Source organism: Symploca atlantica LB2515 (genome assembly GCF_052546295.1).
Genome location: NZ_JBQWMT010000001.1, coordinates 5483528 through 5510296, shown reverse-complemented (window position 1 = coordinate 5510296; position 26769 = coordinate 5483528). Strand labels below are relative to the sequence as shown.

The 26769-nt window shown below is 44.8% G+C and carries 21 protein-coding genes; 11 read left to right on the top strand and 10 right to left on the bottom strand.

Going from position 1 to position 26769, the window contains the following annotated elements; genetic code table 11:
* Positions 1-98 precede the first annotated feature (98 nt).
* Positions 99-713: an NfeD-like protein gene (locus tag ACT7WV_RS22880; RefSeq protein ID WP_445105087.1), complete on the bottom strand. Its 615-nt coding sequence runs from the start codon at positions 711-713 to the stop codon at positions 99-101.
* Between the two features lie 654 nt (positions 714-1367).
* On the opposite strand from ACT7WV_RS22880, the gene acnB reads away from it, so the two are divergent.
* The 6 genes from acnB (at position 1368) to ACT7WV_RS22850 (ending at position 10075) form a co-directional block, all read left to right on the top strand.
* Positions 1368-3974: a bifunctional aconitate hydratase 2/2-methylisocitrate dehydratase gene (gene acnB, locus ACT7WV_RS22875; protein WP_445105086.1), complete on the top strand. Its 2607-nt coding sequence runs from the start codon at positions 1368-1370 to the stop codon at positions 3972-3974.
* Positions 3975-4039: 65 nt separating this feature from the next.
* Complete coding sequence (locus ACT7WV_RS22870) at positions 4040-4687, top strand: Uma2 family endonuclease (protein ID WP_463424293.1); 648 nt, start codon at positions 4040-4042, stop codon at positions 4685-4687.
* Between the two features lie 149 nt (positions 4688-4836).
* Positions 4837-6033: a PDDEXK family nuclease gene (locus ACT7WV_RS22865; protein WP_445105084.1), complete on the top strand. Its 1197-nt coding sequence runs from the start codon at positions 4837-4839 to the stop codon at positions 6031-6033.
* A 217-nt stretch (positions 6034-6250) separates the two neighbouring features.
* On the top strand, positions 6251-6421 hold the full coding sequence (locus ACT7WV_RS22860) for a hypothetical protein (RefSeq protein WP_445105083.1): 171 nt from the start codon (positions 6251-6253) through the stop codon (positions 6419-6421).
* Between the two features lie 618 nt (positions 6422-7039).
* A complete protein-coding gene (locus ACT7WV_RS22855; RefSeq protein WP_445105082.1) occupies positions 7040-9016 on the top strand; it encodes a right-handed parallel beta-helix repeat-containing protein in 1977 nt (658 codons plus the stop codon).
* 222 nt (positions 9017-9238) lie between these two features.
* The gene (locus ACT7WV_RS22850; protein ID WP_445105081.1) at positions 9239-10075 is read left to right on the top strand and encodes an alpha/beta fold hydrolase; all 837 of its coding nucleotides are present in this window, start codon (positions 9239-9241) and stop codon (positions 10073-10075) included.
* 178 nt (positions 10076-10253) lie between these two features.
* On the opposite strand, the gene ACT7WV_RS22845 is transcribed toward ACT7WV_RS22850, so the two are convergent.
* The 8 genes from ACT7WV_RS22845 to ACT7WV_RS22810 form a co-directional block, all read right to left on the bottom strand.
* A complete protein-coding gene (locus tag ACT7WV_RS22845; protein ID WP_445105080.1) occupies positions 10254-10538 on the bottom strand; it encodes a DUF1816 domain-containing protein in 285 nt (94 codons plus the stop codon).
* Between the two features lie 48 nt (positions 10539-10586).
* On the bottom strand, positions 10587-11771 hold the full coding sequence (gene rlmB / locus ACT7WV_RS22840) for a 23S rRNA (guanosine(2251)-2'-O)-methyltransferase RlmB (RefSeq protein ID WP_445105079.1): 1185 nt from the start codon (positions 11769-11771) through the stop codon (positions 10587-10589).
* Between the two features lie 26 nt (positions 11772-11797).
* Positions 11798-12289 (bottom strand): Mini-ribonuclease 3, encoded by a 492-nt coding sequence (locus ACT7WV_RS22835; protein ID WP_445105078.1) that lies wholly within the window; start codon positions 12287-12289, stop codon positions 11798-11800.
* A 123-nt stretch (positions 12290-12412) separates the two neighbouring features.
* Positions 12413-12790 carry an STAS domain-containing protein gene (locus ACT7WV_RS22830; RefSeq protein WP_445105721.1) on the bottom strand — a complete coding sequence of 126 codons (378 nt, stop codon included), beginning with the start codon at positions 12788-12790 and terminating at the stop codon, positions 12413-12415.
* A gap of 360 nt (positions 12791-13150) precedes the next feature.
* Entirely contained in the window at positions 13151-14311 is a 1161-nt protein-coding gene (carA, locus tag ACT7WV_RS22825; protein ID WP_445105077.1) for a glutamine-hydrolyzing carbamoyl-phosphate synthase small subunit, read from the bottom strand.
* A gap of 539 nt (positions 14312-14850) precedes the next feature.
* A complete protein-coding gene (locus ACT7WV_RS22820; protein ID WP_445105076.1) occupies positions 14851-16995 on the bottom strand; it encodes a peptidase domain-containing ABC transporter in 2145 nt (714 codons plus the stop codon).
* Positions 16967-17131 carry a hypothetical protein gene (locus tag ACT7WV_RS22815; protein WP_445105075.1) on the bottom strand — a complete coding sequence of 55 codons (165 nt, stop codon included), beginning with the start codon at positions 17129-17131 and terminating at the stop codon, positions 16967-16969. The genes ACT7WV_RS22820 and ACT7WV_RS22815 overlap by 29 nt, the downstream gene beginning before the upstream one ends.
* A 131-nt stretch (positions 17132-17262) precedes the next feature.
* Complete coding sequence (locus ACT7WV_RS22810; protein WP_445105074.1) at positions 17263-17649, bottom strand: hypothetical protein; 387 nt, start codon at positions 17647-17649, stop codon at positions 17263-17265.
* An 852-nt stretch (positions 17650-18501) separates the two neighbouring features.
* Between ACT7WV_RS22810 and ACT7WV_RS22805 the strand changes: the two genes are divergently transcribed.
* Together ACT7WV_RS22805 and ACT7WV_RS22800 are read left to right on the top strand one after the other, a co-directional pair.
* On the top strand, positions 18502-20637 hold the full coding sequence (locus tag ACT7WV_RS22805) for a tetratricopeptide repeat protein (protein WP_445105073.1): 2136 nt from the start codon (positions 18502-18504) through the stop codon (positions 20635-20637).
* Between the two features lie 296 nt (positions 20638-20933).
* Positions 20934-21674, top strand: a complete 741-nt coding sequence (locus ACT7WV_RS22800; protein ID WP_445105072.1) for a response regulator transcription factor — start codon at positions 20934-20936, stop codon at positions 21672-21674.
* Positions 21675-21894: 220 nt separating this feature from the next.
* On the opposite strand, the gene chlP is transcribed toward ACT7WV_RS22800, so the two are convergent.
* The gene (gene chlP / locus ACT7WV_RS22795; protein WP_445105071.1) at positions 21895-23118 is read right to left on the bottom strand and encodes a geranylgeranyl reductase; all 1224 of its coding nucleotides are present in this window, start codon (positions 23116-23118) and stop codon (positions 21895-21897) included.
* A gap of 476 nt (positions 23119-23594) precedes the next feature.
* On the opposite strand from chlP, the gene ACT7WV_RS22790 reads away from it, so the two are divergent.
* The 3 genes from ACT7WV_RS22790 (at position 23595) to ACT7WV_RS22780 (ending at position 26685) form a co-directional block, all read left to right on the top strand.
* The gene (locus ACT7WV_RS22790; RefSeq protein WP_445105070.1) at positions 23595-24611 is read left to right on the top strand and encodes a sulfate/molybdate ABC transporter ATP-binding protein; all 1017 of its coding nucleotides are present in this window, start codon (positions 23595-23597) and stop codon (positions 24609-24611) included.
* 105 nt (positions 24612-24716) lie between these two features.
* On the top strand, positions 24717-26186 hold the full coding sequence (gene zds, locus ACT7WV_RS22785; protein WP_445105069.1) for a 9,9'-di-cis-zeta-carotene desaturase: 1470 nt from the start codon (positions 24717-24719) through the stop codon (positions 26184-26186).
* 49 nt (positions 26187-26235) lie between these two features.
* Positions 26236-26685 (top strand): SRPBCC family protein, encoded by a 450-nt coding sequence (locus ACT7WV_RS22780; protein ID WP_445105068.1) that lies wholly within the window; start codon positions 26236-26238, stop codon positions 26683-26685.
* Positions 26686-26769: the final 84 nt, after the last annotated feature.

Genomic DNA, 26769 nt, shown 5'->3' with positions numbered 1-26769 from the left:
TATTTGTCATTGGTAATTAGTCATTGTTTCCCTGGCTGTTAACACAGGATTAATAACGATTAATTGCTGACGGAAAAACTTGGCTTAAGCGGGTTGCCTTATTCGTTAGTTAGGGAACTTTCAGGTAAAACCCACACCTTAGAACCCTTCATTTCCACAATGAATACCTGCTCTCCCTGGCTTAAGCTGTGGGTGTGTGTTGTGAAAGCGACAAAATCCACTATTAAGCCTTTAACGCTGACGCGTACTTTGCCTTTATTCATCGAATCGAAGGGGATTTCTACAATACCAGAAAGACCAACCACATCAGCAGGACGTACTAAGCTATCAACTGGACTTTGCCGCAGACTACGCAACACCCCCACCATTACTGCACCAAAGATGGCACCGACAGCAATGGAGATAATGGCAACTAGTAACTGGGACATGGGAGGTTGAATCCTCGATAGCAGAACGCCTGTCAACCCGAAGAAACAGCTACCGAAAGTCCAAAATCTGAAACTAAAGATTGGTGGCTTTAAAAGGTTAAACCAGCGGTTTTTTTTGGCTATTACTGCTTCAGCTTCTGGAGTACTATTACTATCTGAGTTATCCCTTATTTCAATATCGGCATCGAAGCCATTATCAAACTCTACGCCGTCAAACCCGGCAAATACGGAGATAGCAACGAAAACGCCACCAATGAGCAGACAAAAACGGTATATGAGCAACATAATTTTCCGGCTTGAGGGTAACTCAACCAATGGAGAGTGCCTCGCGTTGCAGCAATTCGACTTGCACAACTAGCTTCAATAGCTATCTTGATATCACTCCTTTAGTGATAGCTATTACAGCCCTCCTCTAATTATCCAAGAGCAGCATCTGAGATTCCGCAAATGTGGTCTAATATCAGGATTGGGAATTGAGTACGCTCAGAGAAATAATTATTTGAGTTTGACTTAATTAAGACTCCATTAAAACCCAATATCCTAGATAATTCTAGATAGATATCAATAATCTTATCTCAGGGATTTAATTACTGTAATTTATCATTAACAATTCTGAAGTTATGTAGCTTTTTTTGAGGAATTATTTAGCCCAAAAAAGTCGAGTCCGGGTTATCTTTTGTTACTTGTGATCGGCAACAAAGTTTCTTTTTTCCTTACCAAAGTCTAGCGGAAGATCAGCGATCGCTCTTTCTTAATAGCTTGCTAGCAATCTTACGGCGTAACATAGTGTAACAATTAGCCTATTGGCAATGCCGTTTTTGGATAATTGCTTTCACCGCCAATAGCGAAGAAGATGACTGTGGCAGTAGCCTTTTACCTGAGGAAAATGGTAATTGAACTGCCCTAATTTTGCTTCTGCGACCAGAGGAGACATTTACAATGCTTGAATTTTATCGTCAACATGCCGCTGAAAGGGCCGCCTTAGGGATTCCACCCTTGCCGCTAGATGCTCAGCAGACTTCCGAGTTATGTGAATTACTTAAAGCACCGCCAGTCGGCGAAGCAGAGACGTTGATGGCATTGCTGCGCGATCGCGTCCCCCCTGGTGTTGATCAAGCCGCCTATGTCAAAGCCGGGTTTTTAACAGCCATTGCTAAGGGGGAAATCACCTGCCCTCTAATTACTCCCCAGTATGCCGTAGAACTTTTGGGGACAATGGTTGGGGGTTACAATGTCCAATCCCTGGTTAATCTACTCAAGTCTCCTGAGACCAACTTAGCATCAACAGCGACTACAGCCCTGAGTAAGACGTTACTGGTGTTTGATGCCTTCAATGATGTCCTCGCTCTGTCCGATAGCAATGCTTACGCCAAGCAGGTAATCGATGCTTGGGCAGATGCTGCCTGGTTCACTTCCCGTCCCCAACTACCGGAAGCTGTCACAGTGACCGTGTTCAAGGTGCCAGGAGAGACCAATACCGATGACTTATCTCCCGCCACCCACGCCACCACTCGGCCCGATATTCCTTTACACGCCTTGGCAATGTTGGAATCTCTGATGCCTGATGGCATAGAGACGATTGCTAAATTAAAGGAAAAAGGGTATCCTATAGCCTATATTGGGGATGTTGTGGGTACTGGTTCTTCCCGCAAATCGGCGATTAACTCCTTGCTCTGGCACATTGGTGATGATATTCCCTTCGTGCCGAATAAACGAGCCGGGGGCTATATTTTAGGAAATGCGATCGCGCCTATATTCTTCAACACCGCCGAAGATTCTGGTGCCTTGCCCATCGAGTGTGATGTCACCAAGATGGAAACAGGTATGGTGATTACTATCCATCCCTACAAAGGGGAAATCATCAACGAAGCCGGAGAAGTAATTTCCACCTTTAAACTCAAGCCAGACACGATACTCGATGAAGTCCGTGCTGGTGGCAGGATTCCCCTACTGATTGGGCGTAGTCTTACCGATAAAACCCGCGAAGCCACAGGATTAGAACCCAGTACCCTGTTTATCCGTCCCCAAATAGCAGAGGATACAGGCAAAGGCTTTACTCTGGCTCAAAAGATGGTGGGCAAAGCCTGCGGTTTACCCGGTGTGCGTCCCGGTAGTTCCTGCGAACCACTGATGACTACGGTTGGTTCTCAAGATACCACAGGTCCGATGACCCGCGACGAATTGAAAGAACTCGCCTGTCTCGGCTTTAGTGCAGACTTAGTGCTACAGAGTTTTTGTCATACTGCTGCCTATCCCAAGCCAGTTGATGTCAAAACTCATACAGAACTGCCTGATTTCTTCTCTTCTCGTGCTGGTGTCGCCTTGCGTCCCGGCGATGGCATTATCCACTCTTGGCTGAACCGGATGTTGTTACCAGACACCGTGGGTACTGGCGGTGACTCTCACACCCGTTTCCCCTTGGGAATTTCCTTCCCAGCAGGTTCGGGGTTAGTGGCTTTTGCTGCAGCTTTAGGTGTGATGCCGTTGGATATGCCGGAATCTGTCTTAGTAAGGTTCAAAGGGGAATTGCAACCAGGGGTGACACTGCGGGATATTGTCAATGCGATTCCCTATGTGGCAATTCAGCAAGGATTGCTGACGGTGGCCAAGGAGAATAAGAAGAATGTCTTCTCCGGCCGCATTATGGAGATTGAAGGTTTGCCAGATTTAAAAGTTGAGCAAGCCTTTGAATTGACTGATGCTACGGCAGAACGTTCTTGTGCTGGTTGTACCATCAAGCTGGGTGTAGAGACAATCTCGGAATATCTGCGTTCTAATGTAGCGCTATTGAAGAATATGGTAGCGCGGGGTTATCAGGATGCGCGTACAATTATGCGCCGGGTGGCCAAGATGGAGGAATGGCTGGCGAATCCGGTGCTGATGGAGGCGGATGCGGATGCCGAGTACGCGGAGGTAATCGAGATTGATTTAAATCAAATTACCGAACCGATTGTTGCCGCACCTAATGATCCAGACAATGTGAAGCTACTGTCTGAGGTGACAGGAGACAAGATTGACGAAGTGTTTATTGGTTCTTGCATGACCAATATTGGCCACTACCGCGCTGCCGCCAAGGCACTAGAAGGCGAACCACCTGTCAAGGTACGCCTCTGGATTTGTCCCCCAACCCGCATGGATGAAAAGCAATTGAAGGAAGAGGGTGTCTACGGCACTTTTGGTGCTGCTGGTGCCAGAACCGAAATGCCGGGATGTTCTCTATGTATGGGAAATCAGGCACGGGTAGAAGATGGCGTGACGGTGTTTTCTACTTCAACACGCAACTTCAATAATCGCATGGGCAAAGGTGCGCAAGTTTACCTTGGTTCTGCGGAGTTGGCGACAGTTTGTGCTTTGTTAGGGCGCATGCCAACGGTACAGGAATACCTGGATCTTGTTGCCAAGAAAATTGATCCTTTTGCGGGTGATTTGTATCAGTATTTGAATTTTGATCAAATTGCTGGTTTTGAGGATGAAGGAAGGGTAATTCCCTTAGAGGAAATGCCCAAGATTGAAGATATTTTGGGGATGCCTGCGGCAGCGAGATAATTAAGTTAGGGTGGGCAAATGCCCACCTTATTTGTTGTTCAATGCATAAAGACGAGCGTCAGGCCATGTTGTTGGAATTAAAGCGATTTAATATACCACCCGGTCATAAAGTATTTTTAGAGAATGTAACCTGGCAAGAATTTGAAAGCATATTAGAAGAGTTAGGAGAACATCGGGCATCAAGAATAGCCTATGACAACAAAATTTTAGAAATCATGACACCCTTGCCAGAGCATGAAACTAGAAAGCTATTTATTACTAACTTTATTGAAATTCTTCTAGAAGAACTAGACATTGATTTTTATCCTCTTGGTTCTAGTACTTTTAAAAGTGAGGAGATACTGAAAGGAATAGAACCAGATAACTGCTTTTATATTCAAAATGAAGCCGCAGTAAGAGGAAAAGAAAGATTAAAGTTGTCCGTCGATCCACCTCCAGATTTAGCTTTAGAGATAGATATAACATCTCGCACTCATCCGAGTATTTATGAAGCATTAGGAGTGCCTGAACTTTGGCGATTTGAAAATGGCATATTGCAAATTAATATTTTACGAGATGGGAAGTATATCGAGTCGGCGTTTAGTTTGATTTTCCCTAATTTTCCACTGATTGAGGTCATTCCCCAATATTTAAGCCAGGTAAAGACTGAGGGCAGGAATAAGACAATGAGAGCTTTTAGAGCTTGGGTAGGGGAACAAATTGCAGGAAAATGAAATTTTAGTTGGTTGTTAAGGTAGGGAAAGATAAGAAAAGGAGGAAAGTATGTCAGAACAAAATTTAAGTAATACAACGAATGGCGACTTATCGAGTAGTTAATGTAGGGTGAACATTGCCCACCTTACTGAATATTTAGGAAGTGCTCATGCCATACCTGAAATCACAATCTTTATCCCCCTACCTTAAAAAATTTGATAAAAAATTAGAAAAAGCCAATCGTAAGTTAATATACATTGGTGGCGAAATACGCTTTCAATCGGAAAGGGATTTAGAAGATTACATCGAAGATAATTTCAGCGAACTTTTTCCAGACTTAGTTTTAGTCAAGCGCCAGCTTAGTATAAAAAGGCAACAATGCGATTTATTATGTTGTACTAAATCAGTCAATCAGCCAGTAATAATTGAGTTAAAAAATGAGGAGGACAGGGGGATAGTATCTCAGTTAACCCGATATCGTAAAGCTCTTTTGGAAGAGAAAGTTTTTGCAAGCCAAATAGATTACTCCTTGTCAGTAATGCTAGTAGCGATCGCTCCTACATTCCACGAGGATAACTACACAGATAAAGAAGCATCAAAGTTTGAGAATGATTTTTGCTTCTGGGAATTCAGAGTCGAGAATCATAATAACTCAGGTAAAATTAAACTCTGTGGTAAGACTTATGATATTCTTTACCCAATATTTGGCTTACCAGAAATTCATCTAAACTCTGGTTGTAATTATAGCGGCTTACCTCTTTTCACTCTCAATTTTATAGGAAAAATAGATAAAAAACATCACGAACATTTTATGGCTTTACGAACCCTATTTCTCTCTCAACCAAAAGTCAAGGAAATGGTTAGCCCTACTTACAGCAAGCTACTATACGGTACGGGGGAAGGTAAAAACCATAAGAAATTGGCAGAAATAACTAATACTGGTAAAGGTTTATACTTATTTCTTTGGCTACCAACAGCAGCGAAACCAAATATAAAAGTACCTATAGACAGATTTGGATTTATTTTAGCTAAAGACAATCATCCTTTATCAAAAGATTCTATTGTTGAATGGTTAGTTTGTACTCAAGGTGCGGTCGATTTAAAAAATAAACCTACGCCTCATACAAATCCATTCTTTACCAGGAATGGTATGTTAAAGTGGTGCAAACCGAATTCATACCTTGCACAAGCTACAACTGGCTCGTTCAAAACTTGTTTTTTACTATTAAATTTAATAAAAGGTATTACGCAACCTATTGATGAGGCTACTTTGAAATGGTGGGAAACATACAAAATACAAACTCCTAACTATCTAGGTTGGTATATCGACTTGGCTATAAAGACTTGGAATTATAGACTTAAATAAGCGTAGCTGAAACAGCGATATCTGTGCGCCTTCACTTCCACAAGTGCGATCGCACTCTGCCACATCTCTGAAAAACCTAACCCCCTAACCCCCTTCCCTGCGAGGGAAGGGGGAACATGAAATGAAACTCCGGCTCCCCTCTCCTTGTAGGAGAGGGGCTGGGGGAGAGGTCATACAAAATGCAAAAATACAAACCGATTATTATGATACTTTGTTAATGAATAGCCTCACTCCTCAGCAACCTCCAACACCTAAAAAAGAGTTAACTAACAACATTGTTATTGGACAAAAAGTAGCCTCAGTTAAAGTGCAACGTGCCAAGGAACTCCGCCGCCAAATGACCCAAGAACAAAAATCCTTTGGTAACACCTTCGCGCTAATCGATTGAATACTTTACACTTCCGTTGTCAATTCTACCTGTCGAGCTACGGTGTATACACAAGTCTTTCTCACCCCCTCAATCTCCCTCTAGAGAATGTGATGTCCGAGAAAACCTCTGATATTTTAGCCGTCTTTAGGGAATTTGTTGATGATCAACTTTAGCCTTTAGAGACTTAAGAAGTTTTTCTAGGAATAGGGTTGTTGTTGCTCGTTTTCAATATTTTTGTTTTTTGTAAATAAACTGTTTTTTTAAATTATTAATATTATTTAATCAGAAATTAATTATTCGCAAATGCTCAAGATCGAGCATTATCCCGGTTTTTAGGCATCTCTCATCCCTAAGAGATAAACTTCTTACAGTTTTACCTCTACGAATATACCGATTTGGGTAGAGAGGTTTACCAAAAAATCACAATAAGATGTAGCTGAAGCCGCAGGGTTTTAAGGTCAAAATTAATCAATATCTTGCAAGATTAAATGCGGCTTTACATCGATGTTTACTTACTTTTTGATTCCTCAAAAATCAACATATCCTAGGGATTTTTGAACAGGAATTCTGCCTTTATTAATTATCAAGAATCAGCGGGTCATCTTCCTCAGTAATCCAGTATTGAGAGAAGACACTGTGGAACTTTTTGAATCGACATCACCACAAGCTACCCTATCTCCGGAACTTGAGTCCCCGTATCTCAACGTTGGGCTTAATGGAGAAGTCACTAAAACAGATAGTGCACTAAGTACTGGTGAGGATTCTCCTCTAAATCCATTAGTTGAAAGTGGAGAAACTCTCGATGATCTCAGCGGACTTTGCTTACCTGGTCAAACTCCACACTTAGGAGTTGAGAGCGACGAGATTACTGGTCCCAAAGAATCGCTAGGCGAGACAACCGATCCCCTGATTGGTGTTGGTAACAACGATAGCTTAGTCGGCGAACAAAGCAATGACTTATCTGTAGAAGATGGGGGTAATCTTTCGGATACCGACAAAACTCCTTCGCCCACTGACCAAGGAATTCCCCTTGTTGGTGAGGGATCTTCATCGACTGACGACAAGACTTCATCTAGTGATGAGCAGACTAAACCTGAACAGCCCCAAGCTGGAGCCATCTATGTCTCACCCGGTGAGTCGATCAATGATGCTATTAAATCTGCCGACGATGGTGAAGTGATTGTGCTGCGTGATGGACGTTACTACGAATCGATCAACATTGATAAGAGTATCACCATCAAGGCAGAAAACCCTGGTCAAGCGATTATTGATGGCGGTACAACACAGTCTTTTAAATGGACGAAAAATGGCGATGAGTGGCGCGCTGAGGTGCCCTGGAAACCTGACCACATCGTCGTCGGCGATTTGAGTACGATCCGTATGGGCAACAAGCTCAAAAGCTCCGGCTTTGAGGGAGGTTTTTATTACGAAAATGGAGAGGTACGTATACGACTAGGTGATCACGATGTGGATCCCAATAAAGCACCCGTTAGTGTGCAACGCCAAAGCGGTGCTGAGACGGGCATCACAGTTAATGCCGATGGTGTTACTGTAGAAGGCTTGGTAATCCGCGCTCACTCCCAAGAAGGTATCGAAGTCAAAGGCGGTAGTGATAGTTTTACTGCCCGTCACAACCTCATCCTGGGATCGCGCACAGGTATTGACATGGGGAGCAAGACGGGAAGCGACCACTTGATTGAGTACAACGAGGTGAGCAATTACCCGCTTTACACCGAATCCCGTGATAGCTACAACAAGATGGTCAGGATATATCACAACTCAGAGGACGGTGGCATCTTCGATTCAGAAACTACCTCTTTCCGCTTTGGTTCTAAGGACACTATTGTACGGAACAACTACGTCTACGAAATGATGGACGGCATGCAGCCCCGTACGATGGGCAGTAGTAAAGACTCTGAAAGGACTTTGATCTACAACAACCTAATTCAGAACTCACGAGATGACGCTGTCGAATTTGATAGCACTGGCGCTCAAAACATGCGCTTTCATAACAATGTCGTCCTCAACGGCATGGTACTCAGTGCGCCTTCTCCCATCAACGTTGGACCAGTAGATATTGATCACAACTTGTTCCTAGCAACTGAAGAAAACGGTATTGAGGAGAAGGGCGTGATCTTCAAGTTCGACGGACGCTGGTCTGGTGACATTCACAGAAACATGAGCATCACCAACAACACAATCGTTTCTAACGATTCCGATATGGGTTTATGGTGGACTGAGCCACGGGGTTCTGAGAAGGTGATCGTCGCTAACAACATCATTGATATTAAGAAAGATCAAGGTAAGTCCTTCCCCTTCCCCGAATCAAACAACTTGCGCAGCAATAGTGTGGGCTTCCAGAACACAAACGGCACCTGGGATCTCCGCCTAACAGCAGACTCTAAAGCTCGTGACTACGGCAATACTGCCCATGATAATTATCACGAGGCCTCTGACGGCAAACCTGATGCTGGTGCGATCGAGTATGGTTCAAACTGGGATTTTGAAATGGTCGGACCATCTTGGACGAAAAAAGACAACGCGTCCTCGCGCCCGTCTCTCCCTTCCGTGATTGATCCTGCTTGGGTTGGTCTTGGCGGTAAATCAGCTTAGTGAAATGATCCTGGGTAACTGAAAAGTTACGTAAACTGAAATGTAGGGGCATGACATGTCATGCCCCTAATCTAGCTATGTATATTTCTTGGTCTAATAATCAAGATTTTTCTGAAATTTTCCCTCTAGAGTGGAAGCATCGGAACACCGGAGTAGCGCAGAGCGCCAAGCACTTCTTGAGGACAAACGCTAAACTTGTATCTTTGGTTAGCAATTTTCTAAGTGAAAGCCTCTCCAGACATTGCGAGTCTTAACGTTTACATCCAGGGAACAGGATTCCCTATTCTCTGTTTGCACGGTCATCCGGGATCAGGTGGTAGCCTCTCGGTGTTTACTGATCACCTATCGCAGCGTTTCCGAACTCTGGCCCCTGACTTGCGGGGGTATGGTAAGAGTCATACCGTTAAAGATTTTCAGATGAGCGACCACCTAAGTGATCTAGAAACACTTCTGGATCGCTTCCAAATTGACCGTTGCCTAGTGCTGGGATGGTCTTTGGGAGGTATTTTGGCGATCGAGTTAGCACTCAAATTCCCAAAGCGGGTTTCTGGTTTAGTATTGGTTGCTACAGCAGCTAGACCCAGAGGTAATCATCCGCCGATTACCTGGGAAGATAATCTTTATACAGGTATTGCTTCAATACTTAATAAGATACAGCCCGGTTGGCAGTGGAATATCGAGTCATTTGGTAAGCGATCGCTTTATCGCTACCTCATCCAACAACATAATTCGACTGCCTATGAGTACCTGGCGAGGGAAGCAATGCCAGCATATCTGCAAACTTCTCGCGCTGCTACTCGTGCCCTTAATATGGCGTTAAGAGCTGGCTACAATCGGCTTGACGAACTCGAAAAGATTTACTGTCCCAGTCTTGTTTTAGCTGGAGCTGCTGATCGACATATTACTGCCGCCTCAAGCCGAGAAACTGCTCAACATCTCTCCAACTGCCAATGGCAGTGCTATCCAGATACTGCTCATCTTTTTCCCTGGGAGATTCCAGAACAGGTGCTCAGGGATATTGACCAATGGATTGGACTCAATCCTCAAGTCCTCAAATGATCAATATCAGAGGACGGTCACTGGTTGGCAGTGGTAAACTTTTTTTTGCTTAGCAGGTGTCCGGTTTGTAGGTTAGAGAACTGGAAGAGTAAAGGTTCAAAACTTAGATACCTTTAAACAAAACCAGTAACTTGCAAAAATAGCAATCTACTAACCTACTAACTAGTCTTTGATTCTACTAGGAAGGTTGACCACTGAAAGTGGGCATTTTTTCAGGATCCCTGGGTTCTCCCAGAGAATAGTCAATTGTCAGGTTTTCTGGTTTGCAACGCTTAACGGCAATAGAAATACCTTGAGCGCCTTCGTTTTCTAGGTCTTCTAAGTATCCACTCTTGTTATCGTTTGCTTCTTTTTCTGTCAAGAAAGGGCCGAAATAGTAGGTACAGCGAGGGCTATCGGTGATGATTTCTACCCAAAAAGCCAGCCCAAAGAAGCGGAGAATGTTAATCAACATTTCTTTCATCCTATTCACCTGGTGTACGCGATAACGTGCTGTCTTTTAACAACTAGATTATTTACATTTTGTTATACTATCTCCCGTTTCTTTTTTCAAAGAATCTTCACCTAATGCGCCAAGATACCGTAGGTTTGACCAGCGCTGACGGTAAGCTTCGTAGAGTGCCATGGCTGCGGCTACTGAGGCGTTGAGGCTTGGAGTCTTTCCCTGTAGGGGAATAGAAACTAGAAAATCGCAACAGCGTTCTGTCAGCAGACTTAAACCCTCATCCTCTGAGCCGACCACTAATGCTACTGGGCCAGTGAATTCCACAGTGTGTAGTAGTTTACCGGAGGCGGCAGTAGTGCCATAAATCCAAAAGCCGGCTGCTTTCAATTCCTCCAAGGCGCGAGAAAGATTAACAACCCTGGCAATCGGAAAAGTTTCTAGAGCGCCTGCTGCTACTTTCATCACCGTCGAGGTCACTCCAACGGCTCGACGCTGAGGAATAACTAGACCCTGAGCGCCCATGGCTTCAGCGGTACGGATGATTGCACCTAGGTTATGGGGATCTTTGATCCCATCGCACACCAAGATTACTGGTTGATCAGCTATCGATTTAGCTTTGTCAATCAAAGTTCCTAAATCGTGATAGTTGTAGGGTGTGCTCTGGGCCGCTACACCTTGATGATTTGCTCTGTTAGTAATTTGATCTAGCCTTCTTGGCTCCACTTCGTCAATTACTGTCCCTTTTGCCTTGGCTTGACTCAACAAAGAATGAAAGCGGGGATCGTAGCGGAGCTGAGGAGTGATCCAAACTCGGTTGAGCTGGTGCTGATTGATTAGTGCAGCCAGGACAGAATGACGTCCGTAGATTAAGTCGTCATCCTCCTCAGTGTTCGCAGGATTGTACTCGTTAGAGGCTGGCTTAAAATAGTGAGATCCTGTCGTTTCTTTAATTACCAGCTTTTTAGAAGAGATTACCCCTGGGGAGTTCTCCGGCAATCTTTGCTTGGGGTTTCCTGAGCGACTACGGGGAAAACGGTCAGTTTTGTCTGACTGAGAGTGCTTCGGTTTCCAACCAGAGCGCCGGGGACGGTGGGATTTTCCTGGTGAGGGTGTCTCTCCAGTTTGTGACCGATACTGAGTATTTTTCTCGTCTTGGTCATTGGAAAATTTGGGATTTTGACGCTGAGAGTGCTTGTGCTTGCCCAGCTTTGGCTTGCTAGGAGCATGAGAACGGCGGTCTTGATTAGCCATGTTTTTTATCTGAAGTCGATGAATTGTTATGTGGGATCGATTTCTAAGTACGCTAGGAGCTGAGTTAGACGTTGAGGATTAGTCAGGTAGAGGTATCCAATCAAAGTCTCCAAACTGGTTGCCTGCTGATAAATTTTGGGATCGAGACGCCGGGAATTCGCTGTAGCGGCATTGCGTCCGCGTCTCAAGATTTCTAGTTCGGGAGCGCTCAGGTGTGGTTCGAGAATCTGCAGAGAAGCGGCTTGACTTTCTGCTCTTACTTGAGCCACTACTTGATGATGATAATCTTTAACCCGCTTAGGTGGTAACAGACAGCAACTTCGGATGTATAGCTCGTAAACAGCGTCTCCGAGATAGGCTAAAGACGCTGGTGAAAGTTGTTGGATCTTGGGTAGAGACTTACCTGCAGCATTCAATTGCCTGAATCTAGTTACTGCCCAAGAGAGATCTGATTCAGTTTCGCAGAAGTTTGAACTTTCTTCCTCCTCTGATGCCACAGCCCTTGTCCAACCTCTCATTTAAATTTTAGCGTTGTTTGAGATATGCCATGACTTTATCAGACTCACAGAGAGTGTTTCTCAAAATTATGGTCAGAGATTGAAGGCGGGTTTGCATCCCGCCTTCGCTCGTTAGTGTTTTTTCTAGTTTGGTTGGCTACCCTCAACATTCTCTAGAGCCACATCAACAGAAGTTTGCAGCGAGAGAAATTTTTCCAGGCGCACCAGCTTTACTGTTTGAGTCACGCGGGGATTGGTGACAATTTGTAGGCTCCCGTCATTGGTTTGAGCCTTTTTCACTAGTTGCACCAAGGCGCCTAAGCCGGAGCTATCGACAAAGTCGATTTTGGAAAGATCCAAAATAACATGTGCTGGACCATCATCAATACATTTGCCGACTACCTTACGGAAAGTAGCTTCCGAAAAGGCATCCAACAATCCGGTGAGGCGGAACAGTTGACAGTTTTCCCTTACTTCGCGAGTGCCCCTTAAGCTGACTGTCAGGGTTAGTGGCTCAGGAATAACACCCTCCTAGTTTGTGGTGTACTTTCATATCGCATTAAGTCTCCCCAATCCAACATTTATTGTTTTAGTTGGAAAAATTAGACTGGACAGCCTTCATGAGGAATTTACCAATCTAAACGCCCGACTTGTAGGCGAGCATTGGGCAAATCTACCGCACCGCTACAACTCCGAATCATTTTTGGCTCGGAGTTAATCAGTAGGTAGTGCCTTTGGTTTTCCTCGTGCTTTACCTACTTCTCTTATAGCACTCACGCTGTAGTTCATTTGAAAAGCAACGTGAATGAGTAAAGCGAACACAGTCTCAGTAAATTCTTATCCAAGATAAAGTATGGTGGTATTTTTAGCAAGTTTTTGCCTTTAACTTACCAGAGTCGAATTCTGGCGATGTACTCGCATCGACTGCACAAACTGTTCAAATAGATAGTCAGCGTCGTGGGGACCAGGACTTGCCTCTGGGTGATACTGCACCGAGAAAAATGGTAAAGATTTATGACGTAACCCGGCTACAGTGCGGTCATTGAGGTTGAGGTGAGTAATTTCCATCTCCGTTGCGATCGAATCAGCGCTGATGGCAAAACCGTGGTTTTGGCTAGTAATCTCAATCTGTCCCTGTAAACCTGCTGGGTGATTCAAACCCCGATGACCAAATTTGAGCTTATAGGTTTGTGCCCCTAGGGAAAGACCGAGAATTTGATGCCCCATGCAGATACCAAATACGGGTTGTTGGCGCTCCAACAAGGCTTTGGTTGTAGCGATTCCTTCGCTGACGGCGGCGGGATCGCCTGGTCCATTGGAGAGAAAAATTCCATCGGGGTTGTATTTGAAAATTTCTTCTGGGGGAGTATCAGCAGGTACAACGATGACGCGACAACCATAACTTGCCAGACGCCTCAAAATATTACGTTTGATGCCAAAATCTATGGCTACGACTGTTAATGGTTCCTCTACAGCCGACTCATCAACAGACCGAAACTCCCAAAGTCTGTCAGTGGGATCAGACCACTCGTAAACTTTGGTAGTGGTAACTTCCTGAACCAGATTTAACCCTGCCATGCTAGGTGCTGCCTGCACTCGCTTGAGCAACTCGGCAGGGTCAAGGATTTCTGTAGAAATGCCGCCGTTCATGGCACCGACAGAGCGAAGTTTTCTGGTCAGTGCCCTGGTATCAATGCCGTAAATTCCTGGAATATTGTGTTCTTTGAGGTAGTCAGGAAGAGAAGCCGTTGCCCGCCAGTTACTCGGACGACGCGAGATATTGCGGGCGATCGCGCCCCTAATCTGAGGATGTGCCGATTCCTCATCTTCTGGGTTCACGCCAGTATTACCTAGTTCTGGATAGGTAAAGGTAACAATCTGACCACAATAGCTGGGATCCGTCACTACTTCTTGATAACCAGTAATGGCAGTGTTAAACACTACTTCTCCAATGGTGGTACCTGTAGCTCCAAAAGACCAGCCTTGGTAAGATGTCCCATCTGCGAGTACGAGCAGAGCAGGCGTAGCTGCTGAAATAGGCATAAGCAGTTGTTAGTTGTTAGTGGAAACAAACGACTGTTGTCTAAGGAATAATAACAAGTCTGTTGCTCTACTTACATTTCCTTTTTTCGGGATCAACCCAAAATAAAAGCAGCCAATACTTCACAAGTAGTAAGGGATCCGCTGGTTGATATTAAAGTTTTCTTAAGCAAATCCTGATTACCCCATTTAAACTAACTATAGTCTGATAGTGATAATAAGGGTATCTACGGGTTTACCTAATCGAACCCCTATCGAAGCTCTCAGTGGCAACTAAGTTAACTTGTATAAGTTCAAGCTAAGTTTTAAAATAGTCCCCTATTGCTAGTCTAATTAAGGTATTAATCGGTCAAAATTAAACCGTAACAGGGGGTCTTCAAGTACCGTATGGTGATTATGCTGAAGTTTTAGCAAATTAATTTATTTTCTTTAAAACCCTGGCACATAGTGACACCAAATAAATCTTGATTTTACTTATCAAAATTAGTTGATGTATTAAAACCGACTAACGTTCTGGATTGATACCGACACTTACTTAATAGTTAAGGCGTCAAAAAATCTAAATGTTCGCCAGGTAATGAACGTAACTCTTCAGTGGAACCTTGAAGCTTTAACTGCCCTTTCTCTAAGAACAAGATCCAGTCAGCCCGTCGGATCACTCTCGGGCGGTGGCTAATCATGATTGTCGTTTTGCCTTGTCGATAGAACAAAAGCTTATTAAGTACTTCTTCTTCTCCTACCGGATCGAGCGCACCCGTTGATTCGTCCAAAATAAGTATGGGTGGATCGGTAACTATTGCTCTAGCGATCGCTAGTCGTTGCCTTTGTCCCCCAGACAGGTTAGCACCAAATTCTCCTAAGACAGTCTGATACTTATCAGGTAATTCGCTAATAAATTCGTCAGCGTTGGCAATTTGACAAGCTTGAACAATTTGCCCAAAGTTGGCTTGCGGATAGCTAAAGCGGAAATTTTCGAGAATTGAGCGGCTCCAGAAATGGGGTTCTTGAGGGACGAGTACTACCTGCTCTCGTAGGCATTCCAAAGATAAATCTTGCTGATTATAAATACCGTAACGGATATTACCAGATTGCAGGGAATATAAACTAGCAATTAGTTTAGCAAGAGTACTCTTGCCACAACCAGATTTACCGATGAGGGCAGTTACTTTTCCGCCAGGAATAGTGGTAGAAAAATCTTGCAACAGATCAACTCTGCCGACATGGTGAAAGTTAAGAGTTGTGCAGATAATGTCAGCACTTTCGGGAATTTTGGCAAAGGGCTTTTTACTCTCTCCAGAATCTTCTGGGGTGGCATCAATAACTTCATTGAGTCGCTCAATAGCAGTTTGAGCGCGGGCAAATTCATCGACAAAGCCTACTAAAGTCCCGATCAAAGCCGTAAAATTGCCATTCATGCTGTTAAATGCCAACAGCTGACCAATCGTTAATTCGTTGCTAATTACTAAACGGCTGCCTAGCCACAGTAAAATAATGCTGCCAATCCCAGAAACTAATCCCGAAAAAATACCGTTGAGAATACTAATTTGAACGGTGCTAAAGCCAAGTTTGGCAAGGCGACCAAATCTGCTTTGAAATTCTTCCCAAGCTTGGGGTGCAGCGTTAGTGGTTTTGAGTGTCAACGCGCCTTTGAAGGTTTCCACCAAGACACCTTGGTTTTCTGCATCCTTAACTAGGAGAGAACGAGTTTTTTGCTGTAGGGTAGGCAGAAAAATGATAGTGGAAATAGTCATCGCCACGGCAACAACGCAGGCGGTGGCAGTGAGTTTCCAACTGTAAAACAGCATGAAACAAAAGGAAACTACTGCAATAAAAAACTGACTAGGCAGGCTAATTACCACTTGAGAGACTAACTGGTTAATCTCCCGAATGTCTCGCAGGCGGCTGACAATTTCGCCACTGCGACGAGCTTCGTAGTAACTTAAGGGCAAACGCAGGATTTGCCGCCCAAATTCTAGGACAAGTCCTAATTCGAGACGTTGCACAAAGTGAGCAATTAAGTGGGACTGCACTAGCGAGAAGCTGCTACCCAATAGCTTCATTGCTACCACTGCGATGACGACAGTGGTCAGGAGCTCGATATCTCCCCGCACTAGCACCTCATCTGTGAGGATTTGGATGAAAAATGGAGAAGCAAGGGAAAGAAGTCCAACAGCGAGGTTGATAAGTAGCGCTTCGCTGAGAATTCCTTTGTAGGGCCAGACTCGCTTGAGAAAGCGACCAAAGCCACCTACTTTGTCATCAAGTTGCTCATCAAAGCGGCTTTCATCAGGCACTAGCAATAGCATGATGCCATTACTCCAACCTGTGATTAGCTCTTGGCGGGTGAGATAACGCAGACCCACTCCAGGGTCAGCAATCACATATTTTTTACCTTTTTGCCCGTAGAGAGTGACCCAGTGGTAGCCCTTCCAGTGAATAATTGCTGGCAAAGGAGCTTCATTGAGTCGCTCAATCAGTTGAGGGGTAGCCTTGACTTGGCGAGCATTAAATCCTAGCGTCTGAGCACCGCGTCTCAAACCTAGAAGGGTGGTGCCTTGAGAACCTGTGCCAACAGCTTCCCGGATACGGTTAAGAGTAAAGGTACGTCCATAGTGTTTGGCCACGGTGGCAAGGCAAGCAGCACCGCAGTCTTCTTCACTATGTTGCAGAATGCTCTGATATTTCATCCCAGAAGATTACCGGAGTTTCTGCTTCCATGACAATCCCAAGGAAAAACAGCCAGTCTCGTGGGAGAAGCAAGCTGTTGGCTGGGATAGAAGTTCCCTGTAAGCTAGCTGAGAGAATTACCCAGCTGGTTAACACGGATTGAGGAGCAGTTATTCAGGAATGGTAGAGCTTTAATTTTACCGAAGTAGCACAGTAACTCGCTTAGGCAAGCAGAGTCAGTGACTCCGGTTCTATCTCTTGGTTTGTTCTCCACTCCTTTGCTGACCTTAGAACATTCCCAATCCGGGAAGTGATGATCCTGACAGACCACCTAATATGGCAGACAGTCCGGGAGAGCCTAGACTACCGAATTGACCATACATTTGATCAGCGATACCTAACCCCGCACCTATTCCGGCTTGTGCTCCGGCTTGTCCTAACTCAACTCCCATTTGCGCGCCTGACTGTGCGTAGCCCAGTCCAATAGCTGTACCTTGCTGTACCAAGGGTCCTAATATCTGTGCTCCAGGAATTGGTAACCCTCCTCCTGAACTTCCCATTAATCCTCCGAGATCCAGACCACCGCCAACCATCTCAGCTTCGGTATCTGAAACGTCAGACCAGAGATTTTGGTTTAATTGACTCTCTAAAGGTTGCTTAGATTCTGTTGACATGCTTGCTTCCCTCCTGAAGTTTTTTGCGAATTTTGCAGGCATTTTCCTACTTCATACTATCTTTTTATGTCGGAAAATAAAAAGATTTAAACTAAATTTAACGGCTGATAAGTGAATTTTAAATCTGTCACTAAAATCTCTATAAATATGTTCATTGTGAACTCCTAATTCATTTTTATGGTCAAAATAAATGAATCATAAAAACCAAATTCTTTGAGGACTTTAACTAGAAGCCAAATCCTTTTCACGAATCAAATAGTATTAGCTAAAGAAGATTACTGTAATTACTCAATTTCGTTGGGAGCTAGAGCAGGAGAAGCTTTTTCCCATAAAACTAAATTGTGCAAACCATACTACTGAATGAGGAACAGCACTTTTTAACCTGAGTTCTAGTTGTATAGAGTTACTCAACAAACCGGAATTCTCAGCTAGTGAGTTAATAAAGTATGGCAGAAAATGGTGAGTAATAAAGTGAAAATTAATAATCTAAAATAGAGTCTTGGTGTGAATTAGTTGATGTTAATAATAGTTGCCACTTGCCCTTCTATCTGATTTGTAAAAGCAACTAATATAATTGCCAACAAAAATGCCTTTACATCTGACTTGTAAATAACAGATAGCTTTCACAAATCAGATTTGATGGCTAAATTAATTTGTCAAAATCTCCATAAAAAACTAGGAGTATCGAAGATACTTGTATTCAGTCTTGAACTCTAGAAACAACGAGCAGTAAATTTTTGCTGTGGTCAGGTTGAGAGTGTCCATCTGCTAGTTCTTCCCGGCACTCTACCAGTGTTATGTGTAAAAATCGAGTAGTAATTACTGCGCTTGTGCATTCGGGCAGGAAACCCCATGAACTTGGGTTTAGGAGAAACACTCGGTGGACGCTACAAAATAATCACCCAACTGGGACAAGGTGGATTTGGTCAGACATTCGTTGCCCAAGACTATCACCTCCCCGGTAATCAGCAGTGTGTAGTTAAACAACTAAAGCCTCAAGCCACTGACCCCACTGCCTTACAGACGGCGAGGCGTTTATTTGAGACGGAAGCACAAGTCCTCTATAAGTTAGGGCGTTACGAGCAAATTCCTCAACTATTTGCCTACTTTGAGGAAAATCAAGAATTCTACTTGGTGCAGGAACTAATTGAAGGGGAGGATCTCAGTAAGGAACTAACTCCAGGCAAGCAGTTGAGTGAAAATCAGGTAATTTCTTTGTTGCAGGAAATCCTGGAAATCTTAGAGTTTGTCCATCAGCAAAATGTCATTCATCGCGATATCAATCCACGAAACATCATCAGGCGCAAGCAAGACGGTAAGTTGATTTTGATTGACTTTGGTGCTGTTAAACAAGTGAGCACTCAGGTAATCAACGGCGCGCAGACAAATTTCACCGTGGCAATTGGTACGCCTGGATATCGACCTGGTGAACAAGCCAATGGTCACCCTCGATTAAGCAGTGATATCTACGCCGTAGGTATGGTAGGAATTTACGCTCTCACTGGTATATCACCCCATGAACTGCCCAACAACCCCGATACAGGTGAAATTAGCTGGCAAGATCAGGCATCAGTCAGTCTAGAGTTTGCCAGAGTTCTAGATAAAATGGTGTGCTACGACTTTCGGCACCGCTATCAGTCGGCAAATGCAGCCTTACAAGCCCTCAAAGACTTGCAAAAGCCTGCCAGTGCAACCTTAGCTTTACCCTCTGCCTCCCCCTCACAACCTGTTCTTGCTAAATCAAAAGCACCTACACCACTACTGCAAAAACTTGTACTCTCCATTGCCGTCATCGGCTTAGGGGCTGCGGTAAGCGTTTCGGCTGTTAAATGGATCAACTCCGCCAATGCCACTGATTTGTACAATCGAGGTGAGACTCTTTTAGAATTGAAGCGTTATCAAGCGGCTCTTGATGCTTACGACAAAGCAGTAGCAATTAGACCAGAATATGCCGAAGCTTGGCATGGTCAAGGGAATACTTTATCTAGCCTGAAGCGGTATGAAGAGGCTTTAGACGCCTACGACAAAGCTATTCAAATCCAGCCAGATTATTTCGCGGCCTGGAAGGGCCGAGGCAAAACCCTAGAAAACCTACAGCGTTACGGAGAAGCCTCAGATGCCCTGGAAGCGGCAATTAAAATTGAGCCGAATCACCTCGAAGCTTGGGAAAGTCTAGGTAATGTCCAAATTGAGTTGCAGCAATATGCCACTGCCATAACCTCCTTTGAGAAAGTGCTGGAGTTGCAACCAGACTACTCCCCAGCTTGGTATCGGCGGGGTTGGGCACTGCATAACCTGGGCCAGTACGAAGAAGCTATTGTCTCTTATGACCAAGCTGTTGAATACAAACCAGATTATTCTCCCGCTTGGTATCAACGGGGCAATGCCTTAATCAATCTAGACCGATACAAAGAGGCAGTGAAATCTTATGAGAAGGCTACTCAATTCCAACCCAGCTTCTATCAAGCTTGGTACAGCCAAGGCAGTGCGTTGATTAACTTGCGCCGTTACGAAGAAGCTGTTGCTTCTTTTGACAAAGTGGTGAAAGCCAAACCAAACCACTACGAAGCCTGGTATAGTCGCGGCTGGGCACTGCATAACCTGCGCCGCTACGAAGAAGCTATTGCCTCTTACGACAGGGCGATCAAGCTACAACCCAACTCCAGTCAAGCTTGGTACAACAAAGGTAATGCACTATATCAGTTGAGCAAGTATCCAGAAGCGATCGCTGCCTACGACAGAACTCTGAAAAACAAGCCTAACCACTACGAGGCCTTGTACAGTCGGGGCAATGCCCTAGTTAACTCGCAGCAATACAAATTAGCTATTGAGTCTTATAAGCAAGCACTGCGTTATCAGCAAGATTACCCAGCAGCCCAAAAAGCTCTACAGCAGGCGCAAAGAGAGCTGGAAGAGACACAGGAAGCTGGCAACAACGAACTAGAAAAAACAAAAGAGGAAGGTCAGTCCCCGTCTGAAGACCGCTAAACAGATTTGAGCCTCCTTCTACTTGCTATTTGCATCAATATCGGTGCAACCAACAGAAATACCCCAGGGGATAAATAGGAAATTTTCTGTAACCTAAGACATCACTTAAGCGCTAAATTAAAAGGCGATTGTCTATAAATGATGACTCTTAAGGAAATAAAGTTAGACAAATTACACTTTTCTTGCTAAAAGAATTCAGACTCAGCGCTTATAATAATTGGTATTATAAATTCACTTGAGTCTTATAGTTCTTAATTGAACTTTGAATCAGCACATTCAGCCAAAACACCTTAGAGATGACCCGGATATTAGTCATCGATGATGACCCCGCAATTTCAGAATTAGTCTCCATTAATCTGGAGATGGCTGGTTACGATGTTAGTCAGGCGGCTGATGGCATCAAGGGTCAAGCATTAGCCCTCCAACTACAGCCAGATCTAGTTATGCTCGACTTGATGCTGCCCAAGGTAGATGGCTTTACTGTCTGCCAAAGACTACGTCGGGATGAGCGCACTGCCGATATCCCGATACTGATGCTGACAGCATTGGGTCAAACTCAAGATAAGGTAGAAGGCTTTAATTCTGGTGCCGACGATTACCTAACCAAGCCTTTTGAGCTTGAAGAAATGCTGGCACGGGTGCGAGCTTTACTGCGACGAACAGATCGTGTTCCCCAGGCAGCTAAGCACTCAGAAATACTTAACTACGGACCTTTAACACTGGTTCCGGAAAGGTTTGAAGCAATTTGGTTTGATCAAACGGTTAAATTAACGCACTTAGAGTTCGAGCTTTTACACTGTCTGCTCCAGCGTCATGGTCAAACTGTCTCCCCTAGCGAAATTCTTAAAGAAGTTTGGGGATACGACCCGGATGACGATATTGAGACAATCCGGGTACATGTCCGCCATCTCAGAACCAAGTTAGAGCCAGATCCACGCCATCCTCGGTATATCAAAACTGTTTATGGAGCGGGTTACTGTTTAGAGTTGCCTAGCAGCGAGCATTCAGTCCTCGATTCTGGCTCTGCAACTGCCTAAAAGCGGCACGACAATTTCCCTTCTCTTAGCTTTGAGAAATTCAGAAACATACAACCAGTATCAGACTTGGTCGAGCTGATGCTGGTTGGCTGCTGTTTTAGCGTTGCTTAGTTATGGCGATAATTAGCAACGCTACTACTGAAAATTCCTCAGCAGTTGTAATGACAAGGTTCCCAACTCACCATGATCACCGCTGAGGACTACTTAACTTAATCGATATTTAGGGAGCTAACGCACTACCCCGCAGCAGACTACCAATGGTTTTAGCGGTAATCTTCATCTGGATCAGAGGATTAGCTGGTACGACTGTTTTGTACAAATAGCTATCAAAGGTGAGCTTTTGGACATCCTTGTCAGCACACATTTCCACAAAAGCTTCGCGGGTAGCATCGGAACGATAGAAAACCCTTTGCAGAATATCCAGAACTTTGTAGGTGATGCCGTATTTTTTATCCCAGCGCTTCAGGTACAGCTTGAGATCAGCTTCCGTGGGAATGCGAGTACCGGCGTTAGAGGTTTCGACAATCGTTTCGGCACACATACGAGCCGATTTAGCAGCAAAGTAAATCCCTTCACCAGAGGACTTGGTTACTGTACCAGCGGCGTCACCTACTAAAGCGACTCGACCCACGACTCTACGTGGTCTAGGATGCTCTGGAATCGGATGAGCTTCTACTTTAATGATTTCGCCACCAACCAGTTTACTTGCAGCACGAGCACGAATTCCCGCTTGTAACTTTTTGATGCTGGCTTGGTTCACCTTCATCGTTCCGGTTCCCACAGCAACGTGGTCGTATTTGGGGAAAACCCAGCCGTAGAAATCGGTGGAAACATCGTCGCCGACGTACATTTCTGCCATATCTTGATAGTAAGCCATCATGTTGTCTGGCAGACGAATGCGCTCCTGAAAAGCGATCGCATAATTATAATTACCGGCATCAATTGCCTTAGCAACACGGGAATTGGCTCCATCGGCACCGATTACCAAATCTACTTTGAGAGTTTTTTGTACTCCATTCAAACTACCGTCTGAATGGTCAGCGTAGTGAAGGGTATAGGAGTCGGTGCTATTGCTTGGTATATCGAGTTTGTGAACTGTGCCGTTAATTAGTTTGGCACCTAAAGCTGCGGCGCGATCACGCATGAAGCCGTCGAGAACCTCGCGGCGGCACATACCAATGTATTCGTGTTCTTTTTCTATATTGATATCGACTTCAACGTTAGAGGGCGAGATCATCTTCATCTTTCTCACCCGTCGGTCGATAATCTCTGGAGGCAAGTCAAACTCACTTACCATACACAGCGGAATAGCACCGCCGCAGGGTTTAGCATTGTCTAGCTTGCGCTCAAACAGGTAGGTCTCAATCCCCGCTTTTGCCAAAGTTTCGGCGGCTGAGGAACCCGCAGGTCCTGACCCAACAACTGCAACCCTAAGTGCTGGCATGTTTTCTCCCAATCTCTTACAGATACTTGTGAGGATGCTTGTCAAGAAAAAGCAAAAGGAGAGCAATTGCTCACTCTAGTAAGGATGATCAGTGCTTAACAGAAGTTTTGGAAGTAGATTTGCTCTAATCCAGACGTCACAAAGATTATAGTCTCCTTAACAATCGCTTCATCAGCACCCTCCAAGGTGAGATATTATCATGAACTCTGCTCTGGCTTTGACCTATAGTCTCAGGATATGACAGAAATGAAATAGAGCTTAACAGATCGATACTTAGAAATTTGGGGAAACGGAGCCGATTGCTTCTCCCTAGTCATGGTATAAAATACAGTAACTTCATCGACAAACCGTAAATTAATCAACTTCAGCCAGAGGAGTTGTTAATTTCCCTTGTTAAAGCATCACTGACTAGTTATTAAATCTAATCGCAGCTATTAGCTTGATCATCAATTAGCTCCTCTAGAGGTAAAGGCGCAGTGGGAATATTTGTAGAGAACGTATCTAAGCAGTTTGGTAGTTTCCAAGCTGTTCAGCAGGTAAGTTTAGAAATCAAATCAGGCTCTTTAGTAGCCTTACTCGGGCCATCAGGTTCAGGAAAATCTACTTTGCTGCGTCTGATTGCTGGTCTAGAAACGCCGGACAGTGGCAAAATTTGGCTGACAGGTAAAGATGCCACCCATCAGAGTGTACAAGACCGCAAAATCGGCTTTGTCTTTCAACACTATGCTCTGTTCAAACATCTGACAGTGCGCAAAAATATTGCTTTCGGCTTAGAAATTCGCAAAGTACCAAAAAACAAGATCAAAGGGCGAGTCGAGGAACTGCTAGAGTTAGTGCACTTGCAAGGAATGGGGGATCGCTATCCTTCTCAGTTATCTGGTGGTCAACGCCAGCGAGTAGCCTTGGCACGTTCATTAGCAGTACAACCAGAAGTATTACTACTAGATGAACCTTTTGGTGCTTTAGACGCCAAAGTTCGCAAGGACTTAAGAGCCTGGTTGCGGCGTCTCCATGATGAAGTCCATGTTACTACCGTTTTTGTGACCCACGACCAGGAAGAGGCAATGGAAGTCTCAGACGAGATCGTAGTCATGAATCAGGGGAAAGTCGAACAGGTAGGGACACCAGCAGGAATTTATGACCACCCCGCCTCTGCTTTCGTCATGGGTTTCATTGGGCCAGTGAATGTCTTACCTAGCAGTTCTCAAATTTTCCAAAACGGCGGCTTCGATTCCGCTAATCCAGAAATCTTTTTACGTCCTCACGATGTGGTTGTAGAAACTACCCCCGATAGGGTCACCGCACCTGCTAGAGTTAGTCGCGTGATTCATTTAGGATGGGAAGTCCAGGCGGAATTAATTTTAGAAGATGGTCAGGTATTAATCGCGCATCTGACGCGGGAACGCTTTGAGCAGTTGAAGCTGGAACCTCAACAACGAGTGTATGTTAAACCCAAGGGAGCTAAATCTTTTCCGCTGTATTACTCAATTTAGCAATCTCTGCTGGCATCCCATCGCCCAAATTGCCTGCGATGAAACTGCACCCCAAAGCGTGATTACTTTAAAATATGTAAAGTAAATGAGAGTGGACAGGTCTGAATGCGCGTTGCAATCGTCGGTGCGGGATTAGCCGGAATGGCGACCGCAGTGGAATTAGTTGATGCCGGACACGAAGTAGAAATTTTTGAATCCCGTCCTTTTGTAGGCGGCAAAGTGGGTAGTTGGGTGGATGCTGATGGTAACCATGTAGAGATGGGATTACACGTCTTTTTTGGCTGCTACTACCAGTTGTTTGATTTAATGAAGAAGGTGGGGGCAATAGAAAACTTGCGCCTAAAACAGCACACTCATACCTTTGTCAATAAAGGCGGACGCACGGGCGACTTGGATTTTCGCTTCATTACTGGTGCTCCTTTCAATGGTCTGAAAGCCTTCTTTACCACTTCCCAACTATCGTTACAGGATAAGCTGCAAAACTCCCTTGCCCTCGGTACTAGTCCTATTGTCCGTGGTTTGGTAGATTTTGAGGGAGCAATGAGAACGATCCGCGACCTGGATAAAATCAGCTTTGCTGACTGGTTTCGCTCTCATGGGGGCAATAATGGCAGCCTGAAAAAGATGTGGAACCCCATCGCCTATGCCCTCGGCTTTATCGATACCGAAAATATTTCTGCGCGCTGCATGTTGACAATTTTTCAATTATTTGCAGTGCGCTCAGAGGCTTCAGTACTGCGGATGCTGGAAGGTTCTCCTTATGAATATTTACATAAACCGATTATTAATTACCTGGAAGCACGAGGGGCAAAAATTTGCACCAGGCGGGGTGTACGGGAAATTCTCTACACCGAGACTGGGGAAGAAACTACGGTCACTGGTCTTGTAGTCGCCGACGGGGAAACAGAAGAAAACGTCACCGCTGATGTCTATGTCTGTGCGGTGGATGTCCCCGGTGTGAAACGTTTGTTGCCCCAAGCATGGCGCAAATGGTCAGAATTTGACAACATCTACAAGCTGGAAACAGTACCAGTGGCTACGGTGCAACTGAGATTTGATGGCTGGGTAACTGAGTTGCATGATGCCGAAAAACGCCAACAGCTTCAACAAGCTGCAGGAATGGATAATCTGCTCTATACCCCTGATGCTGACTTCTCCTGCTTTGCTGACTTAGCTTTGACCAGTCCGAGTGACTATTACCGACAAGGTCAGGGTTCGCTGTTGCAACTAGTACTCACTCCAGGAGACCCTTTTATTCGGCAGAATAACGAAGCGATCGCACAACACGTCCTCAAGCAAGTCCAGGAACTCTTCCCCTCCTCACGAGAACTGAAGATGACGTGGTACAGTGTGGTAAAGTTGGCGCAGTCACTGTATCGTGAAGCTCCTGGCACCGATCCCTATCGTCCTGAGCAAAAGACTCCGGTAAGCAACTTCTTCCTAGCTGGTAGCTATACCCAGCAAGACTACATCGACAGTATGGAAGGAGCTACCATCTCCGGGCGTCGCGCGGCAAAAGTAATTCTGGAAAATACCAACAAAATTGCCGAACGTTCCCCTGTGACCACAGCTTAAGCTTGCCTAGGTCTTTGACCAATTCCCCACTCCCCAACTCCCCATTACCATGTCCGATTGGTTAGAACACACTGTGCAGGTTGAGGTTGAGATTCCCATTGAACTAGCGTGGAACCTCTGGTCTGACTTAGAGCAAATGCCCCGTTGGATGAAGTGGATCGACTCAGTTAAAATACTCGAAGAAAACCCAGAGCTATCCCGTTGGAAACTGGCAACTGGTGGCTGGGAATTTAGCTGGCTCTCCCGTATTCTCAAAGTCGTACCGCAGCAGATTATTCAGTGGGAATCTGTGGATGGTTTGCCCAATCGAGGTGCAATTCGCTTCTATGACCGCCACGGTAGCAGCATTGTTAAGCTGACTGCTGCTTATGCTATTCCCGGAATTCTGGGCAAATTGATGGATAACCTCTTCCTCGGTCGTGTTGTCGAGTCTACCCTGAAGGCAGATTTAGAGAGATTTCGAGAATACGCTCTTCAATCTCAGTCTAATGAAAATTGAAAATTGAATTTTATACGTCAGTGTCTGGCTTATAGCCTCAATTAACTATTCCTTCGCTAGGTTCAAGGGCATGCCTTGAACCTA

What these genes read in the sequence shown, in the direction of transcription:
- ACT7WV_RS22880 (WP_445105087.1), bottom strand. Translation starts at nt 713, where the DNA reads ATGTTGCTCATATACCGTTTTTGTCTGCTCATTGGTGGCGTTTTCGTT.
- acnB (WP_445105086.1), top strand. Translation starts at nt 1,368, where the DNA reads ATGCTTGAATTTTATCGTCAACATGCCGCTGAAAGGGCCGCCTTAGGG.
- ACT7WV_RS22870 (WP_463424293.1), top strand. Translation starts at nt 4,040, where the DNA reads ATGTTGTTGGAATTAAAGCGATTTAATATACCACCCGGTCATAAAGTA.
- ACT7WV_RS22865 (WP_445105084.1), top strand. Translation starts at nt 4,837, where the DNA reads ATGCCATACCTGAAATCACAATCTTTATCCCCCTACCTTAAAAAATTT.
- ACT7WV_RS22860 (WP_445105083.1), top strand. Translation starts at nt 6,251, where the DNA reads ATGAATAGCCTCACTCCTCAGCAACCTCCAACACCTAAAAAAGAGTTA.
- ACT7WV_RS22845 (WP_445105080.1), bottom strand. Translation starts at nt 10,538, where the DNA reads ATGAAAGAAATGTTGATTAACATTCTCCGCTTCTTTGGGCTGGCTTTT.
- rlmB (WP_445105079.1), bottom strand. Translation starts at nt 11,771, where the DNA reads ATGGCTAATCAAGACCGCCGTTCTCATGCTCCTAGCAAGCCAAAGCTG.
- ACT7WV_RS22835 (WP_445105078.1), bottom strand. Translation starts at nt 12,289, where the DNA reads ATGAGAGGTTGGACAAGGGCTGTGGCATCAGAGGAGGAAGAAAGTTCA.
- carA (WP_445105077.1), bottom strand. Translation starts at nt 14,311, where the DNA reads ATGCCTATTTCAGCAGCTACGCCTGCTCTGCTCGTACTCGCAGATGGG.
- ACT7WV_RS22820 (WP_445105076.1), bottom strand. Translation starts at nt 16,995, where the DNA reads ATGAAATATCAGAGCATTCTGCAACATAGTGAAGAAGACTGCGGTGCT.
- ACT7WV_RS22810 (WP_445105074.1), bottom strand. Translation starts at nt 17,649, where the DNA reads ATGTCAACAGAATCTAAGCAACCTTTAGAGAGTCAATTAAACCAAAAT.
- ACT7WV_RS22805 (WP_445105073.1), top strand. Translation starts at nt 18,502, where the DNA reads ATGAACTTGGGTTTAGGAGAAACACTCGGTGGACGCTACAAAATAATC.
- ACT7WV_RS22800 (WP_445105072.1), top strand. Translation starts at nt 20,934, where the DNA reads ATGACCCGGATATTAGTCATCGATGATGACCCCGCAATTTCAGAATTA.
- chlP (WP_445105071.1), bottom strand. Translation starts at nt 23,118, where the DNA reads ATGCCAGCACTTAGGGTTGCAGTTGTTGGGTCAGGACCTGCGGGTTCC.
- zds (WP_445105069.1), top strand. Translation starts at nt 24,717, where the DNA reads ATGCGCGTTGCAATCGTCGGTGCGGGATTAGCCGGAATGGCGACCGCA.
- ACT7WV_RS22780 (WP_445105068.1), top strand. Translation starts at nt 26,236, where the DNA reads ATGTCCGATTGGTTAGAACACACTGTGCAGGTTGAGGTTGAGATTCCC.